At 67.2% G+C, this 16,735-nt stretch carries 14 protein-coding genes and 1 riboswitch; of the genes, 10 read left to right on the top strand and 4 right to left on the bottom strand.

Annotated features, from left to right (window positions below):
* Positions 1–4 precede the first annotated feature (4 nt).
* Together rsmH and mraZ are read right to left on the bottom strand one after the other, a co-directional pair.
* Positions 5–1,057 carry a 16S rRNA (cytosine(1402)-N(4))-methyltransferase RsmH gene (rsmH, locus tag EYS42_RS13420; RefSeq protein WP_130968693.1) on the bottom strand — a complete coding sequence of 351 codons (1,053 nt, stop codon included), beginning with the start codon at positions 1,055–1,057 and terminating at the stop codon, positions 5–7.
* Between the two features lie 5 nt (positions 1,058–1,062).
* Positions 1,063–1,494, bottom strand: a complete 432-nt coding sequence (mraZ, locus tag EYS42_RS13415) for a division/cell wall cluster transcriptional repressor MraZ (protein ID WP_165456788.1) — start codon at positions 1,492–1,494, stop codon at positions 1,063–1,065.
* A 315-nt stretch (positions 1,495–1,809) separates the two neighbouring features.
* Between mraZ and EYS42_RS13410 the strand changes: the two genes are divergently transcribed.
* A complete protein-coding gene (locus EYS42_RS13410) occupies positions 1,810–2,133 on the top strand; it encodes a hypothetical protein (RefSeq protein WP_130968691.1) in 324 nt (107 codons plus the stop codon).
* Positions 2,134–2,140: 7 nt separating this feature from the next.
* Here the strand turns inward: EYS42_RS13410 and EYS42_RS13405 are convergent, their stop codons facing one another.
* The gene (locus tag EYS42_RS13405; RefSeq protein ID WP_130968690.1) at positions 2,141–3,205 is read right to left on the bottom strand and encodes an AraC family transcriptional regulator; all 1,065 of its coding nucleotides are present in this window, start codon (positions 3,203–3,205) and stop codon (positions 2,141–2,143) included.
* A 200-nt stretch (positions 3,206–3,405) separates the two neighbouring features.
* On the opposite strand from EYS42_RS13405, the gene EYS42_RS13400 reads away from it, so the two are divergent.
* From EYS42_RS13400 to EYS42_RS13365, 8 genes are all read left to right on the top strand, one after another.
* On the top strand, positions 3,406–4,512 hold the full coding sequence (locus tag EYS42_RS13400) for a fatty acid desaturase (protein ID WP_207301163.1): 1,107 nt from the start codon (positions 3,406–3,408) through the stop codon (positions 4,510–4,512).
* A 406-nt stretch (positions 4,513–4,918) separates the two neighbouring features.
* A riboswitch (TPP riboswitch) is annotated at positions 4,919–5,036 on the top strand.
* A 163-nt stretch (positions 5,037–5,199) separates the two neighbouring features.
* Entirely contained in the window at positions 5,200–7,161 is a 1,962-nt protein-coding gene (gene thiC / locus EYS42_RS13395) for a phosphomethylpyrimidine synthase ThiC (protein WP_130968688.1), read from the top strand.
* Positions 7,162–7,169: 8 nt separating this feature from the next.
* Complete coding sequence (locus EYS42_RS13390; RefSeq protein WP_207301162.1) at positions 7,170–8,276, top strand: FAD-dependent oxidoreductase; 1,107 nt, start codon at positions 7,170–7,172, stop codon at positions 8,274–8,276.
* A 4-nt stretch (positions 8,277–8,280) separates the two neighbouring features.
* The gene (gene thiS / locus EYS42_RS13385; protein ID WP_165456779.1) at positions 8,281–8,514 is read left to right on the top strand and encodes a sulfur carrier protein ThiS; all 234 of its coding nucleotides are present in this window, start codon (positions 8,281–8,283) and stop codon (positions 8,512–8,514) included.
* 1 nt (position 8,515) lies between these two features.
* Complete coding sequence (locus tag EYS42_RS13380; RefSeq protein ID WP_130968686.1) at positions 8,516–9,349, top strand: thiazole synthase; 834 nt, start codon at positions 8,516–8,518, stop codon at positions 9,347–9,349.
* A 5-nt stretch (positions 9,350–9,354) separates the two neighbouring features.
* Positions 9,355–11,016 carry a bifunctional hydroxymethylpyrimidine kinase/phosphomethylpyrimidine kinase gene (locus EYS42_RS13375; RefSeq protein ID WP_130968685.1) on the top strand — a complete coding sequence of 554 codons (1,662 nt, stop codon included), beginning with the start codon at positions 9,355–9,357 and terminating at the stop codon, positions 11,014–11,016.
* Positions 11,017–11,124: 108 nt separating this feature from the next.
* Positions 11,125–13,371, top strand: a complete 2,247-nt coding sequence (locus EYS42_RS13370; RefSeq protein WP_165456778.1) for an autotransporter family protein — start codon at positions 11,125–11,127, stop codon at positions 13,369–13,371.
* A 101-nt stretch (positions 13,372–13,472) separates the two neighbouring features.
* Positions 13,473–14,927, top strand: coding sequence for a class I adenylate-forming enzyme family protein (locus EYS42_RS13365; protein WP_130968683.1), 1,455 nt, complete (start codon positions 13,473–13,475; stop codon positions 14,925–14,927).
* Positions 14,928–14,948: 21 nt separating this feature from the next.
* On the opposite strand, the gene EYS42_RS13360 is transcribed toward EYS42_RS13365, so the two are convergent.
* Positions 14,949–15,434 (bottom strand): AtaL-like protein, encoded by a 486-nt coding sequence (locus tag EYS42_RS13360; RefSeq protein ID WP_130968682.1) that lies wholly within the window; start codon positions 15,432–15,434, stop codon positions 14,949–14,951.
* 117 nt (positions 15,435–15,551) lie between these two features.
* Between EYS42_RS13360 and bioB the strand changes: the two genes are divergently transcribed.
* Positions 15,552–16,634 (top strand): biotin synthase BioB, encoded by a 1,083-nt coding sequence (gene bioB, locus EYS42_RS13355; protein WP_130968681.1) that lies wholly within the window; start codon positions 15,552–15,554, stop codon positions 16,632–16,634.
* Positions 16,635–16,735 lie beyond the last annotated feature (101 nt).

The raw sequence follows: 16,735 nt of genomic DNA, 5'->3' as shown, positions 1-16,735 counted from the left end.
CGACTCATCCGCGACGCCCTCCGGTGCGGCGGGACACGCGAGCTGCATGGGCGCGCGACGATTCGACCGAAGTCAGGCCAGCCAGAGCAGGGGACCAAGGCACGTCGGTGCGTTCGGCCACCCGCAGCACGGCCGAGCGGGCGCGCGGGTTGGCTTCGATCTCGGCCTCTGACGGTTTGATGCGCCCGATGGAGCGCAGCAGCATGGGCTTGGGCTCGGCGAAAGGCGCACGGCGGTCGAACTCTTCGCGCGAGTGCTTGGCGATGAACGTCTTGACCAGGCGATCTTCCAGCGAATGGAAACTGATGATGGCCATTCGGCCACCGGGCGCCAGGTGCTTCAGGGCAGCTTCCAGAGCAGCCTGGAGCTCGTCGAGCTCACCGTTGACGTGAATCCGTAGAGCCTGAAAGGTGCGGGTGGCGGGGTTCTGCCCGGCCTCACGGGTCTTGACCGCACCAGCCACGACGGAGGACAGCTCGCCCGTGGTGCGGATGGGGTGGCCGGATTCGCGGCGAGCCACAACCGCCTTTGCAATCGCGCGAGCAAACCGTTCTTCGCCATAGGTCTGGATGATGTGGGTGAGTTCATCGACCGAGGCGCGGGCCAGGTAATCGGCCGCGCTCTCACCTTGGGTGGTGTCCATGCGCATGTCGAGCGGCGCATCGAACCGGAAGCTGAACCCCCGCTCAGGGTTGTCGATCTGCGGCGACGAGACACCAATGTCCAGCAGCAGGCCATCCACCGACCCCAGCCCCAGGTCGGACACCACCTCACCCCAGGTGGAGAAGGCGGCGTGCTCGATGCGGAAACGCGGGTCGACCACCGCACGCTCACCCTGGGTGGCGTGCGCAATGGCGTCAGGGTCGCGGTCGAGTGCCAGCAGGCGCGCACCCTGCGGCAGCTGCGACAGGATCAGGCGGGAGTGCCCACCCCGGCCGAAGGTGCCGTCCACATACAAGCCCTGCGCACGCGGGCCCTGGTCGGCATCCCACAAGCCCTGCACGGCTTCGTGCAGCAGGACGGTGGTGTGCTGCCAGGCGGTGGGGCTGTCGCTCATGGCCGTCAGAAAGAGAAATCAGCCAGGACGTCGGGCATGGGCTGGGCCATGACCGCGGCTTCGTGAACGGCGTAACGCTCGGCGTCCCACAACTCGAAGTGGCTGCCCATGCCAAGCAGCATCAGCTCCTTGCCCAGGCCGGCAGCGGCACGCAACTCGGGCGAAACCAGCACGCGCGAAGCCGAATCGATCTCGACGTCCATGGCATTGCCCATGAACACGCGCTTCCAGCCTGCAGCCGACATGGGCAAGGCGGCCACCTTGTCACGGAAGACCTCCCACGCCGGGCGGGGGAAGACCATCAGACAGCCGTCAGGGTGGCGTGTGATGGTGAGTTGGCCGGCGCAAAGCGCAGCCAGCGCGTCACGATGGCGCGAAGGAACGGCAAACCGCCCCTTTGCGTCCAGCGCCAGCGCTGATGCCCCTTGAAAAACCAGACTCACCACAAAACCCCACTAAAGTGCACTTTCCGACACTTTAAACCATGAACACCCCCGGAACAAGGGGAGCGAAGGCAAAAATCTCGAATGAAATCAAAGACTTACATTCACATTCGCAGGCAAACTTGCGACAAAAAGTTGTTCAAAATGAAGCACTTGCAAGGGCCTGTGGAAGTGAACGTTGAGAAACACCCCTCTTTCGAGCCAACCCGAATGCAGGCCTGCAGATGCGCATGACGGAATGCGCAGGCGGGAATGGACGGGGAAACACCCAGCGTGCACAAAAGGCTGGAGTTGACTACGATGAACGCCATGAACTGGCCTGAACGCATCGCAGCCGGGGTGACCGCCTTGGTCTGCTTGGCATTTCTGGTGCGGCTGCTGCTGCCGGCGCCGGCACAGCAGCGCCTGGACAGCTTCGCCGGGCGCCACTGGTACCGCCTGAAAGTTGCAGCCATCGGCCTGTGGCGTGGCTTGCGAGGCAGGCCACAAGCACGGCAACAGCAGAAGGTGGACCAGGTTCAGGCGGAAAGACTGGCCCGGGAAGCCATCGAGAAAGCCCGGCGCGGTGTGGAGCGTGATGGCAACGTCATCCGCCCCAAAGCGTTCAAGGGCCGTGACCACGACCCGCACTGAATCACGATCAATCCTTGCGTCCCGGCGGCGCCTCACGCCATGCGCTGGGGGAGCTCCCTGTCCAGCGCCGAAAAGCCCTCGTGAACGCACTGACTTCGGCAAACCCCAGCAGGTAGGCGATGTCGCTGATGCTGTGGTGCGGCTGGCTCAGGTACTCCAGCGCCAACTGGTGACGCACCTGGTGGATCAGGTCGCGGAACGAGGTGCCCAACCCGGCCAAGCGGCGCTGCAGGCTGCGCGGGGGCATGTTCAGGCTGGCCGCCAGATCTTCAAGGGACGGGTCGCCACTGGGTAAGCGCTCCTGGAGCAGGCGCTTGAGTCGCACGAGGACATCGCCCTGCCCCAAGTCGGCCAGGTACCTTCCGGCCGCCTCTTCATTGATGCGTGCCAGCATGGCATTGGCGTGCGGCAAAGGGCGTGACAGCACGGCCTCCGAGATGAGCACCCGGCTGTCGGCCTGGTCGTACACCGGCACCACGCGCAGGGTACGCTCGTAGGCTTCGCGCTGCGAGGGCACCGGACGCTGCAGGTGCAAGGCCATCACCTCGAAGCCTGGGCCATGCAGCAGGCCACAGGTGCGCACGGTGGTGAACAGGAAACAATCGAGCACTGCCCAGACCACTTCGTGTGTGTCGGGTGACACCAGTTGTGGGTCGACGCGCAGGATCATCTGCCCGTGGGTAGGCGTTCGCTCGAAGATGAGCTGCCCGGCATCGGTGACGATTCGGAAGTAGCGTGCCGCCCGCTCGAAATACTCACCCAGCGTGCAGGATGCAAGCAAGGCATAGCCCAGCGCATGGAAAGTGGCCGGCGACAGGTACTTGGCCGTGTGCAGGCCCAGCAGGGGGTCGTGCGTATGAGCCAGCGCGGCACGCCAGAATGCCATGGTCTGCTCGACGGGGTAACGCGCCAGCGGGTCGTCGAGTTGAGCCAGGTCCATGCCGACCGAGCGCATCAACGCAGCGGCATCCACCCCTTTGGCTTCGACCGCGCGCTTGACGGCTGCCACCCATGACGACAACGAGGTGGCCCGAAAGGCCGGCGAACGGTGCGCAGGAACAACGACAGACATGGGACAAGGTGCGTTGGATCAAGGCCTTGGCGCGTGCGGACAAGACGCCCCGCGCATGAGCCGGGCAAATTATGCCCATCGTTCACCCCATCATGAAGCAGCTTTTCATGACACACGCCGCTCGTCGAACTCCTCGGTCAACGCCCGCCCCTGCCAGACGCACCATCGGTCGGCCTGTGGGCAGCGGCTCCAGCCCTTCCATGACCGACGCCCAGCGCACGCAAGTCATCCGCACCGAAGTGCAGGCTGCTGCCGCCCGCCTGCGGGACCGCCACCCGTGGCTAGACCATCAGGACGCCATCGGCCTGTTCATCCAGCTGGCCAGTGTGGCTGGCATGGTGGCCTGTGCGGTGCTGTACCTGCAGGGGATGCTGGCCTGGTGGTTGACAGTGCCGCTGGTGGCCATCTTGGCTGCATTCACACACGAGATGGAACACGACCTGATCCACCAGTTGTATTTCAAGAAGAACAAGCCCATGCAGGATTTCCTGCTGCTGATCGGCTGGATCGCGCGCCCTTCGACCATCAACCCCTGGGGCCGTCGGCACCTGCACTTTCACCATCACAAGGTGTCGGGCATGCGATCTGACCTGGAAGAGCGCTCCATCACCAACGGCGAGCCCTGGGGCATCAAGCGCTTTCTGATGCTTGTGGACAGCATGCTGGCCAATGTGCTGCGCGTGCCCACGGTGATGCGCTACACCGGCCTGTACATCCGCGAGGTGGACCGCCCACAGAACCCTGGGGAGGTGCGCCGCGCTGTGATTGCCAAAATGTCCTTGTACATGCCCCTGGGCCATGTGTGCTGGGGCACCTGGCACGCTTTCGTGGTGTTCCACGCCGTGAACCTGGGCGGGCAGTGGGTCGGCCAGCCCGTGGTCTGGCCCGAGTGGGTGCACAGCGCCATGACGTGGGTGAACGCCGCCACGGTGTGTTGGGTGGGGCCCAATGTGCTGCGCACCTTCTGTCTGCACTTCGTGAGCTCGAACATGCACTACTACGGTGACATTGAAAAAGGCAATGTCATGCAGCAATGCCAAGTCTGGACCCACCCGGTGTTCTGGCCCGTGCAACTGTTCTGCTTCAATTTTGGTTCGACCCACGCCATCCATCACTTTGTTGTCGGCCAGCCCTTCTATGTGCGCCAGATGATTGCTGGCGAGGCCCATGCCGTGATGCGCCGCATGGGGGTGCGCTTCAATGACTTCGGCAGCTTCCGCCGAGCCAATCGGTGGGGGGAGCACAACCCCGCCGCCGAGCGCGAGGCTGCGCGACAAACCGCGGCACGCCCGGCCAGCGCGGCCTGACCCCCGGAAACCCGAGGTTTGCGACGGGCAGCCCCACCCCGCAGTCGGGTGGGATCCGTGCACATTTCGACACCAACCCGCATGAACCCGGGGAGCCAGGATCACCGGTGTGTGCTTAAACTGTTTGCACTCAGTTCAGGCAGTACCGAATCACGTTCATGCGCCCCGTGTTCGCAATCGCTCCTTTGGCATTGGCCATGGCCCTTTGGGGCCCTGCCTCGCAAGCGCGCGACGGGGGGCTCTCATGGACGACCGCCTTCATCGAGTGGGCGTTTGCTCGCCACACCATGGCCACGCTGCCTGAACAGACCGCCTCGAGCGCGAGCTTCAACCTGCCCTTTGAGCGGCGCGACGCAGGCCGCTGAAAGCCCCTGCACTTGCACACCCGCCAGCCGTGCCTACAATGGCAGCTGCTCCGGGGTGTGCCCGGCATCGAATGTGATGCCCGGCGCTGAGATGGCATCACCAAACCCGTTGAACTTGATCCGGTTCATACCGGCGAAAGAAGAGCCGTACCGCTGAAGGCCCGTCCGGGGCCGTGGTGGGTGCCGGCCTTCAGGCAGCGCCCATGCTCAGCACAGGCCCGCCTGCAGGCCCTGCCCCTTCCCGCTCTCCCCGAGACACCCGACGTGGGTGCGCCCCTCGGAGCACGTGTCCCCTCACACCTGCTGCCAAGGAGAGCCGCCCATGAACGCCCCCGATCCCGTCGTTGCCCTCGATGCCCTCAGCGAACTGACCCGCCTGACCCGAGAGCCGCTGCCCGGCTCGCGCAAGGTCTACATCCAGGGCAGCCACGAGGGCGTGCGCGTGCCCATGCGCGAAGTGGCCCTGACCAACGGCGAGGTGGTGAGCCTGTACGACTGCTCGGGCCCCTACACCGACCCCAATGTGCCGATCGACGTGACCCGTGGCCTGCCCCCCGTGCGCGAAGCCGCCGTGGTGGCCCGTGGGGACACCGAGCTGTACGAAGGTCGCGCCGTGCAGGCGGTGGACGACGGTCTGAAAGAAGGCGAGCGCCACGACGCCCGCATGGCCGCCCTGCGCGAAGCCACCCAGAGCCTGCAGCGACAGCCTCGCCGCGCCATCGGCGGCATCGGTGGCGGCCGCAACGTCACGCAGATGCACTACGCACGCCAGGGCATCATCACGCCCGAGATGGAGTTCGTGGCCCTGCGCGAAAACCAGCGCCGCATCGACCAGGCCGAGGACTGGCGCGCCAAGTACGGCCAGGACGCCGAACGCGAAGCCCGCCTGCGCGGCAACCCCATGGGCGCCATGATCCCGCGCGAGATCACACCCGAGTTCGTGCGCGACGAAGTGGCCCGTGGCCGCGCCGTGATCCCCGCCAACATCAACCACACCGAACTCGAGCCGATGATCATCGGCCGCAACTTCCTGGTGAAGATCAACGCGAACATCGGCAACAGCGCCGTGACCTCGTCGATCGAAGAGGAAGTGGAAAAGCTGGTGTGGTCGATCCGCTGGGGCGGCGACACCGTGATGGACCTGTCCACCGGCAAGCACATCCACACCACACGCGATTGGATCGTGCGCAACAGCCCTGTGCCCATCGGCACCGTGCCCATCTACCAGGCACTGGAAAAGGTGGGCGGCGTGGCCGAAGACCTGACCTGGGAGATCTTCCGAGACACGCTGATCGAACAGGCCGAACAGGGCGTCGATTACTTCACCATCCACGCCGGCCTGCGCCTGCACCACATCCCCATGACGGCCAAGCGCCGCACGGGCATCGTGTCGCGCGGCGGCTCGATCCTGGCCAAGTGGTGCATTGCCCACCACCAGGAGAACTTCCTGTACACGCGCTTCGAAGAGATCTGCGAGATCATGAAGGCGTACGACGTGACCTTCTCGCTGGGCGATGGCCTGCGCCCTGGTTGCTTGAGCGATGCGAATGACGAGGCGCAGTTCGCCGAGCTGCAGACCCTGGGCGAGCTGACCCAGATTGCGTGGAAGCACGATGTGCAAACGATCATCGAAGGCCCGGGCCATGTGCCGATGCACATGATCCAGGCCAACATGGACGAGCAGCTCAAGCACTGCCATGAAGCGCCCTTCTACACGCTGGGCCCGCTGACGATCGACGTGGCCCCGGGCTACGACCACATCGCCTCGGCCATTGGCGCGGCCATGATCGGCTGGATGGGCACGGCCATGCTGTGCTACGTGACGCCCAAGGAGCACCTGGGCCTGCCCAACCGCGACGACGTGAAGCAAGGCCTGATCGCCTACAAGATTGCGGCGCACGCGGCCGACATCGCGAAGGGCCACCCGGGTGCCCGCGCGCGTGACGACGCGCTGTCGGAGGCCCGCTTCGACTTCCGCTGGCAGGACCAGTTCAACCTGGGGCTGGATCCGGAAACCGCGCGCGATTTCCACGACGAGACCCTGCCCAAGGACGCGGCCAAGGTGGCGCACTTCTGCTCGATGTGCGGCCCCAAGTTCTGCTCGATGAAGATCACGCAGGAAGTGCGCGAGTTCGCGGCCGCACAAGGCGTGGCCGAGGGCGAGGCGCTGGCCCAAGGCATGGCGGCCAAGTCGCAGGAGTTCAAGCAGGTGGGCGGCGAGATCTACATCCCCATTCAGCCAGCCAAGCCCGCCACGCCCGCCAAGCCGTCATCTGACGCCTGAGGCACACCATGCCTGCACTGCACATCGGCATCGCGGGCGCCGGGCTGCTGGGCCGCCTGGCGGCCTGGGCGCTGGCCACACAGGGTCACCGGGTCGAAGTGTTCGACCCGGCGCCCGGCCCTGCGCCGCTGTTCAACGGACAAGGGGCAGCCGGCTTCACGGCGGCCGGCATGCTCAGCCCGGTGGCCGAGCGTGAATCGGCCGACGCGGCCCTGGCCGACCTGGGGTGGCGGTCGATCGCGCTGTGGGAAAGGCTGAGCCAGGCATTGCACGCGCAGGCCCAGGTGCACGAGACGCCTGATGCCCCGCTGTTCACGCGCCAGGGCAGCCTGCTGGTGGCCCATGGCCCTGACCTGGGTGCGGCGCGGCGTGTGCTGGCCCGGCTGGACGACGGCACCCTGCCCTCCGAACGACAGCCACAGCACCTGCCTGTCGACACCCTGCACGGCCTGGAGCCCGAGCTGCACGGCAGCAGCGGCCCACTGCATGCCTGGCTGCTGCCGGGCGAGGCTCACATCGACACGGTGCGCACCCTGACCGCGCTGCACGCGACCGCCACGGCCACAGGGCGGGTGCAGTGGCACTGGGGCCAGACCGTGGGCTCGGTGCGGCCCGGGCAACTGGACGCCATGCATGGCACCCAGCGCTTCGACACCGTGCTGGATGTGCGCGGCACCGGCGCGCGCCCGGACTGTGCCGTGCGCGGCGTGCGCGGCGAGCTGGTGTGGCTGCACGCGCCCGGCGTGCGCCTGAGCCGGCCTGTGCGCCTGCTGCACCCGCGCCACCGCGTGTACATCGTGCCGCGGCCGGGCGAGCGCATCCTGGTGGGTGCCAGCGAGGTCGAAAGCGAAGACCGATCGCCCATGTCGCTGCGCAGCGCCGTGGAGCTGATGGCCGCCGCGCACAGCGTGCTGCCCGCATTGGCCGAAGCCCGCATCGACCGGCTGGACGTGAACCTGCGCCCGGCCCTGCCCGACCACCACCCCGAAGTGCACCACGCGCCGGGCCTGCTGCGCCTCAATGGCCTGTACCGCCATGGCTGGCTGCTGGCCCCTGCCCTGCTGGACCAGGCCCTGCGCGACAGCGCACTGGCCCCCGACGGACTGCCCGGTTGACCCCATGACCTCCACCCCATCCATCACAGTGAACACCGACCAGGGCGCCCTGCAACTGCCGGCCGGCAGCACCGTGCTCGACGCCCTCGCGCAGCTGTTTGCCGCACAAGACAGCGCGGCCCTGCAAGGCGTGGCCACCGCCGTCAACGGCGACTTTGTGCCCCGCGCCCTGCGCGGCCAGACCGTGCTGCAGCACGGCGACCACCTGCTGTGTTTCTCGGCCATCACCGGAGGCTGACATGTCCCTCACGCACACCCCCACCCCTCAGCCCAGCACACGCCCGTTCCGCATCGGTGACGTCGACCTGAGCAGCCGCTTCCTGCTGGGCACGGCGCAATACCCGTCGCCGCAGGTGCTGCAGGACGCCATCAAGGCCTCGGGCACGCAGGTGCTCACGCTGGGCCTCAAGCGCACGCTGGGCGTGCCCGGCGGCGGCGACAACGGCTTCGTGCAGATCATCCGCGACACCGCCCGCGCTCGTGGTGCCCACCTGCTGCCCAACACGGCGGGCTGCCGCAGCGCCAAGGAAGCCATCACGCTGGCCCACATGGCCCGCGAGATCCTGGGCACGCACTGGATCAAGCTGGAGGTGGTGGGCGACGAACAGACCTTGCAGCCCGACCCCATCGAGCTGGTGGCCGCCGCCCGGCAGCTGGTGGCCGATGGCTTCGAGGTGCTGCCCTACTGCACCGACGACCTGGTCACCTGCCTGCGCCTGGTCGATGCCGGCTGCCGCGTGGTCATGCCCTGGGCCGCGCCCATCGGCTCCGGCCTGGGCCTGCTCAACCCCTGGGCACTGCGCACCTTGCGCGCCCGCCTGCCCGACGTCACCCTGATCGTCGATGCGGGGCTGGGCAAGCCCTCGCATGCCACGGCCGCCATGGAGCTGGGCATCGACGGCGTGCTGCTGAACTCGGCCGTGTCGCAGTCAGGTGACCCGGTGCGCATGGCGCGGGCCTTCCGCCAGGCCATCGAAGGCGGCCGCGCGGGCTTCGAAGCCGGCCTCATGCCCACCAGCGACGTGGCCATTGCCACCACCCCCGTCGGTGGCCAACCCTTCGTGCTGCTGTGACCGTCATGCACACTGTCCACGACACCCCGCGCCCGCCGGTGATCTGGTCGATCGCCGGCCTCGACACCGCTGGCGGTGCGGGCCTGAGCGCCGACCAGCGTGCCGCCGACGCCTTCGGGGTGCACCTGTGCCCCGTGGCCGCCTGCCTGACGGCCCAGCATTCGCAAGGGGTGAACGAACTGTTGCCCGTGAGCGAGCTGGCGCTCGACAGCCAGCTGCAAGCCCTGTGCGACGACCTGCCCCCCCGCGTGATCAAGACCGGCCTGCTGGGCTCGGTGGCTGCGGTGGTGGCGGTGGCCCGCTGGGTCGACCGGCTGCGTGCAACCCTGCCCGAGCCGCCAGCCCTGGTGGTGGATCCGGTGCTCAAGGCGAGCGCGGGCGGCGCAGGGTTCAGCAACGAAGCCATCGTGCAGGCCTATCGCCAATGGCTGGTGCCGCGCGCCACGGTGCTCACGCCCAACCGGGCCGAAGCGCTGGCCCTGCTGGGCCGCACGGCCGACGACACCTCAGCCGCCCATGAGCTGGCCCAGGCCCTGTGCGCCCTGGGTGCGCGGGCCGTGCTGTGCACGGGCGGAGACGGCTCGGGCCTGGCCCAGGCCGACGCGCAACTCAGCGTGGACTGGCTGCAGGCGCCACACGCACAGGGCTGGCTGGTGCACCCGCGCGTGCCCACCCCCCATCACCACGGCAGTGGCTGCACGCTGGCCGCGGGGGTGGCCGCAGCCCTGGCTCTGGGGCATGTGGAAGCCGATGCCTGTGTGCTGGGCAAGATGCTCACGCACCACGCCCTCACGCACCACCGCCTGGCCGGTCACGGCCCGGGCCCGGTGGTGGCCCGTGCGGGCTTTGCGGCCGGCCCGGCCCACGGCGGCGCGCCCCTGCCCTGGCTGGGCCTGGGCACCGATCTGCCCTGGTCGCTCGGTGCAGAGTGCCCGCTGTTTCAGCCGTTCACGCCGCCTCACAATGGGCTGTATGGCATCGTGGCCACGGGTGAGCAGGTGCAATGGGCCCTGGATGCTGGCGTGCGTTGCGTGCAGCTGCGGCACAAGGCCACACAGGGCTTCGGGCCGCACCTGGCGCAGGCCCTGGCCGCGGTTGACAAGGCGCCCCCTCCGGCGGCCGAAGAGGGCCCGACGCAGCTGTTCGTCAATGACCATTGGAAAGCCGCACTACAGGCCATGCCGACGGGCACAATGGCGCCTGTTTCGCAGCTTGGCCTGCACCTTGGCCAGGAAGACCTGCTGGCCCTCACCCCGGAAGATCAGCAACAGCTGCTGGCCGCGCGCGCGGGGGTGATGCTGGGCCTGAGCTCGCACAGCCTGTGGGAGCTGGCCCGGGCGGCCGGGTGTGGCGCCAGCTACATCGCCTGCGGGCCCGTGCAACCCACCACCACCAAAGACATGCCCTGGCGCCCGCAGGGTGCGCACAACCTGGCCTGGTGGGTGGCGCACAGCCCGGTGCCGGTGGTGGGCATTGGCGGCCTGCTGACCTGGCAAGACCTGAGCGCCGTGGCGGAGGCAGGCGCTGCAGCCCTGTGCGTGGTGCGGGCGCTGACCGATGCCCCCCCGCCATGGCAGGAGCGAGTCGAGGCACTGGCCGACGCCATCAGCCAGACAGAAACCTCAACCACGATGCGGGAGATACCGCTGCCGCACCCCGTGCTGTGAGGGGAAGCCTGCGGTTCATTTTCACGACGTCGCGAAGAATTGCTACGAATTGCAAAGTTTGCTTTCGGCACAATCGATGGGTTGTATCACTGCATGAGGCCCTGTTCGATGTTGTCCCGCAAACTTCCCGCCCGATTCAAGCCCCAGCCCCTGGCCGCCCTGCTGCTGGTTCTGGGTGCCTCTGCTCAGGCTCAAGCGGCCCCTGCTGCGGCCTCAGGCCCCTCCAACTCGGGCCCCACCCTCTGCACGCTCACCCAGGCGGGTGGCAACACGATCAGCAGCGACTGCGAAGGGTCGAACCCGGCTCCCCTGGACTGGACGGCAGGCAATGTCACCGTGAACGCCGGCGCGACGATCAGCCTGCTTAGAGCGTACGTGGGGCTGGGCAATTCCCCCGCGACAGCGGTGACCTGGGTGAACAACGGCACGATGGTCGGATCGACTGCCAGCTACTCGCCTGCGCTGTCTGACTTCGACGCAAACGCCTCGTACTTCAGCTTCATCAACAACGGCACCTTCAATGGCAACGCGTCGCTGTTCAATACGATCGGCTCGATCGACCTGCTGACCAACACCGGTGTGTGGGATGCCACAAGCAGTGGCTACGGTGCGATTTTCAACGGCCAGGAAGGGCGCATCAACACGCTGACCAACACCGGCAGCATCACCAGCGGGTCGGAGTACAGCGCGAGCATCACCAATTCTGGTGTCGTCAACACGTTGACGAACACTGGCACCATCCAGGCGCAATCAACAAATCCGGCTATCTCGAACTATGGCGTGATCAACACGCTGAACAACGAGGGCATGCTCCTGGGGGGCTCCACGGGTTTTGGTATCTACAACAACTTCGACCGATCCTATCCCGGCGTGGCAGCGGGCCGCATCGTCACCCTCAACAACCTGCAGGGTGGCGCCACGCCCCTGACCTTCCGCGGCATCTTGCCCGAGAACTACAACGTCATCATCCGCAGCCCCTCGCAATACGGCAAGCTGGTGGTGATGCAGCCTGCGCTGGAATCACGGCGCGCCACCCTTCTCGTTCAGGCCCCTGTCGACGCCGCCACGCCGCTGTTCGGCACCATGCGCTTTGGCATTGCCCAGGGTTCCACGGTGGCCAGCACCACCTACACCGACGTGCTGAGCGGCCTGAGCGCCGCCGACCTGGGCAACGCCCTGACTGGCAATTACAACGGCTTCCGCTGGGCCCTGTCTGACGCCGACAACAACCAGGTGTGGGACCTGATCCTCAGCCTCAATGCCGTGGCCACCTCGGCCGTGACGCCTCGCGCGCCAGTGGCCTCCGGCGCGGCCGCCGTGATCGACGCCAACAGCGCCCTGCTCGACCTGTTCGGCAATGTGCAAGCCGACTCGGGCATGCTGTCCAATGCGGTGACACAGACCCTGCCCTTCCTGGCAGGCGGATCGGCCACGCTCACGCAGGGTGCCATGGGTCGCATCAACCAGGTCATCCAGGGGCGCTTCGATGCCAACCGCGGCGCCTCGGCCGGCAACAGCTACTTCGGCAACGGCTCGCTGTGGTTCAAGCCCTTCGGCGGCAAGGTCGTGCAAGGCGATGTGGGCGGCACGCCCGGCTACAAGGCCAACCTGTATGGCCTGAGCGGTGGTGTCGAGGGTGACGCCTCGCCCGCCACACGACTGGGCCTGGCTTATGCCTACGCCCAGAACGACATGGGCGGCCGCGGCGCCACCAGCCCGCAAAGCGGACAAACCACCATCCACCAGCTGATCGGCTACGGCACCCACCAGCTGGACGAACGCACCTCGCTGGACTTCCAGGTCGACCTGGGGTCGAACCGCAACACCACCCGCCGCTTCATGGCCTTCGCTGGTGCCACGGCCACGGCCTCGTATGAAAGCAGCACGGCCCACGTGGGCCTGGGCGTGCAGCGCAGCTACAGCCTGGCCGATGGCCTGAAGGTGTCGCCCTTCGCACGCATCGACTACACCCTGGTGGAAGACGACGCCTACACCGAAAACGGCGCGGGCCTGCTGAACTTGAGCGTGGCCGCCAAGCGCACCGAAAGTTATGTCAGCACCCTGGGTGCCTCGCTGCAACGCGCCCTGAACGATCGCTCCAACCTGGTGGCACGCGCTGGCATCGGCTATGACCACTCGCACGGCAAGGGCGTGCTGACCGCCGCGTACGCCGGCGCGCCCGCCGCCAGCTTCACCACCAACGGGGCCCTGCCAGCGCCCTGGCTGGCGACGCTGGGCCTGGGCCTGAGCTGGCGCACCCTGGGTGGCCCCGAGCTGCTGACCCAGTACGACCTGGAGCTGCGCGAGAAGTTCACCAACCAGACCGTGTCGTTCAAGCTGCGCTGGGCCTTCTGACCCTGCCACGAGGCACGCACAATGAAGGGGCTGCAGCCTGTGCTGCGGCCCTTTTTTCATGGCCGCCCCGGCCATCTCCATCCCACGTCTGTTCGCACCCCATGAACCCGATCATCGACCGACTGCACGCGCAGGCCTCCGCCACACCCGAGGCCATGGCGTTCTTCACCATGGGTCGGCCCACCACCTTCGCGCAGTTGCAGCGCCTGGTCACGCAAATGGCCGAGCAATTGCAGGATCAGGGCGTGCAGCCCGGGCACACGGTGAGCCTGAGCGTTCAGAACCCCTTCATGCTGGCCTGCTTGTCACTGGCCTGCATGCACCGCGCGGCCGCCGTGTGCGTGCTGCCCATCGGCCAGCCCTGGCCCGACAGCCTGAGCAGTCAGTGGCTGATGGCCGATCACCCGGTGCAACCACCGGCTTACCTGGGCAAGGTGGTGGCGCTCGATGCCGCCTGGTTGACGGCCCTGGCCACGCAACCGGGGCAACTGCCGGCCCAGGCCTTTGAGGGGCCTCACGCCATCTGCCGGCTGCAACAATCGTCAGGGAGCACAGGCACACCCAAGTCCATCTTGCTCAGCGTGCAAACCCTCCACGAACGCGCCCTGCAGCGCCATGCCAAGCTGCCGGTCAGTGGCGGGATCATTGTGTTGTTCGACCAAAGCACCTTGCCCGGCATGCACGCCGCATGGCGCCCGCTGTACACCGGGCAGCCCACGCACCTGTGCCCCGACCTGAAGGCCATGTGGCAGGTGCTGGCGCAGCAGCCCTTGGCCTATGTGTCGGGCTCGCCCGCGCAACTGGCCGACCTGGCCCGCATGGGCGAATCGCTGAACGCCCGTGCAGCGCGCCTCGAAGCCGTGGTGACAGGTGGCGGCCCGGTGCGCGAACCCTTGCTGCATCTGCTGCAGCAACGCCTGTGTGCGGAAGTGCTGGTCCGCTACGCGTCGTCCGAGGTGGGCACGGTGGCCGTGGCCGACACCGCCACGCTGCTGTCTGCGCCGAAAGCGGCCGGCCGCGTGGTGCCTGGCGTCGTGGTCGAGGTGGTTGACGCGCAGGACCAGCCTCTTCCCCCCGGGCAGGAAGGTCAAGTGCGCCTGCGCACCCCTTACATGGCCCACGGCTACACACAGCCGCAGGCTGAAGGCTTCCGCGACGGCTGGTTCTACCCCGGCGATCTGGGTGTGCTCGACACCACAGGCCTGCTGCACATCACAGGACGAGCCGACCATGTCATCAACCTGGGCGGCACGAAGGTCAATGCACAGACCGTGGACGACCTGCTGACCAGTGCCCCGGGCGTGCAGGAGGGGCTGACCACCCAAGCCCCCGATGCGCGAGGCCTGCCCGTGATGATGTGCGCCGTGGTGCCTGCACCCGGCTTTGACATGACCGCGGTGCGCCAGCACATTGAACAGGCCTTGCCCCCCGCGCTGCACCCTCGCTGGATCATTGAGGTGGCACAGATCCCCCGCACCGCGTCAGGCAAGCCCGACCGCGCGGCCACAGCCATCGACCTGCTGGCGCGCCTGCAGGCGCAAGGCGTCGGTCTGTGAAGTGCCCGAGGCTGGAAAGCCTCAGTTCACCGCGCGCGACAGCTCGCCATTGCCCAGCCACTCGCGCAGCTGGCTGACCGTGTCGCGGTCGGCGTGCAGCCAGGCGCTGTGGCGATAGCCATTGAACGAGGCCTCTTCGGCCGTCTGTTCACCCAGGGCTTCGTACACGAAGCGCAGCACCATCTGGCGGGGCTGCGGCTCTTCGATCGACACGGTCAGGCGGATCGGTGCCAGCTCGCCATGCGCCTGGGGTGTGAACACCACGCGCTGCATCGGGGTCAGCTCCACCACGTCATGCAGCACGTGCTCGCCGAAATGCAGCGTGCGCTGCACCTGATCGGCCTGCGGGCTGATGCACACGGCCCGCTGCGGGCCGTTGTCGAAACGTTCAGGCGACATCACCTTGAGCATGAGCCCGCGCCACAACTGCTCGCGGGTGAACGTGTCCATCACGCCCTGCAGGGCGGCGGCCGGTGAATTGATCTCGATGAGGTGTTCAAAACGCATGCGGTCGAGGATAGCGCAGCGCAGGGCTTTTCACGCTGCGCAAGGCCTTCACCCCCCCACCCACTACACTGTCAGGCTGTTCCTGACTTGCCGGGGCCACGAGCCCTGTCGATCACCATGTCCCATTGTGCTTCGCCTTCCACCGCGCCTGAAACCCAGGCTCAGCCCGTTCAGTTCATCCCCAAAGCCGCGCTCAATGCCCACGGCTGCGGTGGCGATTGCACCGTGGGAGACGACAGCCAGGCCCGCTGGCCCCGCGCCAAGGTGATCGAGCTGTTCAACCTGCCCTTCAACGACCTGCTGTGGCAGGCCCAGCAGGTGCACCGCCAGCACTGGAACGCCAACGAGATCGAACACGCCACGCTGCTGTCGGTGAAAACCGGGGGCTGCCCGGAAGACTGCGGCTACTGCCCGCAATCGAGCAAGTACGACACCGGCGTGGAAGCCAGCAAGCTGATGAGCCCCGAAGAGGTGCGTGAGGCCGTGGTGGCCGCACGCGACGCCGGAGCCAGCCGCTTCTGCATGGGCGCTGCCTGGCGCGCCCCGAAAGACCGCGACATCGAGAAAGTGGCCGAGCTGATCGGTGTGATCAAGGCCGAAGGCCTGGAGGCCTGCTGCACCCTGGGCATGCTGACCGACACCCAGGCGCAATCCCTGAAGGACGCCGGTCTCGACTACTACAACCACAACCTCGACACGGCACCCGAGCTGTACGGCGACATCATCACCACGCGCGAGCAGCAGGACCGCCTGGACACCCTGGCCCACGTGCGCGCGGCCAACATCAAGGTGTGCAGTGGCGGCATCGTGGGCATGGGCGAAACGCGCGAAGGCCGTGCCGGCCTGATCGCCCAGCTGGCCAACCTGCCGGCCGTGCCCGAGTCGGTGCCCATCAACGACCTGGTGCGCGTGCCAGGCACGCCGCTGGCCGAGCTGCCGCAGCTCGACCCGCTGGAGTTCGTGCGCACCATCGCGGTGGCCCGCATCACCATGCCCACGGCACGCGTGCGCCTGTCGGCCGGCCGGCAGGCCATGAGCGAGGCCGTGCAAGCGATGTGCTTCCTGGCGGGCGCCAATTCCATCTTCTATGGCGACAAGCTGCTCACCACCGGCAACCCGGCGTTTGATGCCGACAAGGCGCTGCTGGCCAAGCTGGGCCTGACCAGCGGCAAGGCGGTCACGGCCAAGGCTGGCAGCTGACCCGCACCGCGCGTTCATCGCGCAGATTTGCACAGATTTCCAAAGAATCTCGCAGCGTGGGATGCAGGGCGCAGGCCTGAGGCCGATTTACAGTGCAGCCC

The sequence above is a fragment of the Aquabacterium lacunae genome (assembly GCF_004310865.1).
Classification (GTDB): domain Bacteria; phylum Pseudomonadota; class Gammaproteobacteria; order Burkholderiales; family Burkholderiaceae_C; genus Aquabacterium; species Aquabacterium lacunae.
Note: the sequence above shows the minus strand (reverse complement) of the source record. Positions and strands in the feature narration are given on the sequence as shown.

Bases quoted from the DNA above. Each gene is read 5' to 3' on its own strand.
- EYS42_RS13375 (WP_130968685.1), top strand. From the start codon at position 9,355: ATGCACACTGTCCACGACACCCCGCGCCCGCCGGTGATCTGGTCGATC.
- bioB (WP_130968681.1), top strand. From the start codon at position 15,552: ATGTCCCATTGTGCTTCGCCTTCCACCGCGCCTGAAACCCAGGCTCAG.
- EYS42_RS13370 (WP_165456778.1), top strand. From the start codon at position 11,125: ATGTTGTCCCGCAAACTTCCCGCCCGATTCAAGCCCCAGCCCCTGGCC.
- EYS42_RS13400 (WP_207301163.1), top strand. From the start codon at position 3,406: ATGACCGACGCCCAGCGCACGCAAGTCATCCGCACCGAAGTGCAGGCT.
- EYS42_RS13390 (WP_207301162.1), top strand. From the start codon at position 7,170: ATGCCTGCACTGCACATCGGCATCGCGGGCGCCGGGCTGCTGGGCCGC.
- EYS42_RS13405 (WP_130968690.1), bottom strand. From the start codon at position 3,205: ATGTCTGTCGTTGTTCCTGCGCACCGTTCGCCGGCCTTTCGGGCCACC.
- EYS42_RS13360 (WP_130968682.1), bottom strand. From the start codon at position 15,434: ATGCGTTTTGAACACCTCATCGAGATCAATTCACCGGCCGCCGCCCTG.
- thiS (WP_165456779.1), top strand. From the start codon at position 8,281: ATGACCTCCACCCCATCCATCACAGTGAACACCGACCAGGGCGCCCTG.
- rsmH (WP_130968693.1), bottom strand. From the start codon at position 1,057: ATGAGCGACAGCCCCACCGCCTGGCAGCACACCACCGTCCTGCTGCAC.
- thiC (WP_130968688.1), top strand. From the start codon at position 5,200: ATGAACGCCCCCGATCCCGTCGTTGCCCTCGATGCCCTCAGCGAACTG.
- EYS42_RS13410 (WP_130968691.1), top strand. From the start codon at position 1,810: ATGAACTGGCCTGAACGCATCGCAGCCGGGGTGACCGCCTTGGTCTGC.
- EYS42_RS13365 (WP_130968683.1), top strand. From the start codon at position 13,473: ATGAACCCGATCATCGACCGACTGCACGCGCAGGCCTCCGCCACACCC.
- EYS42_RS13380 (WP_130968686.1), top strand. From the start codon at position 8,516: ATGTCCCTCACGCACACCCCCACCCCTCAGCCCAGCACACGCCCGTTC.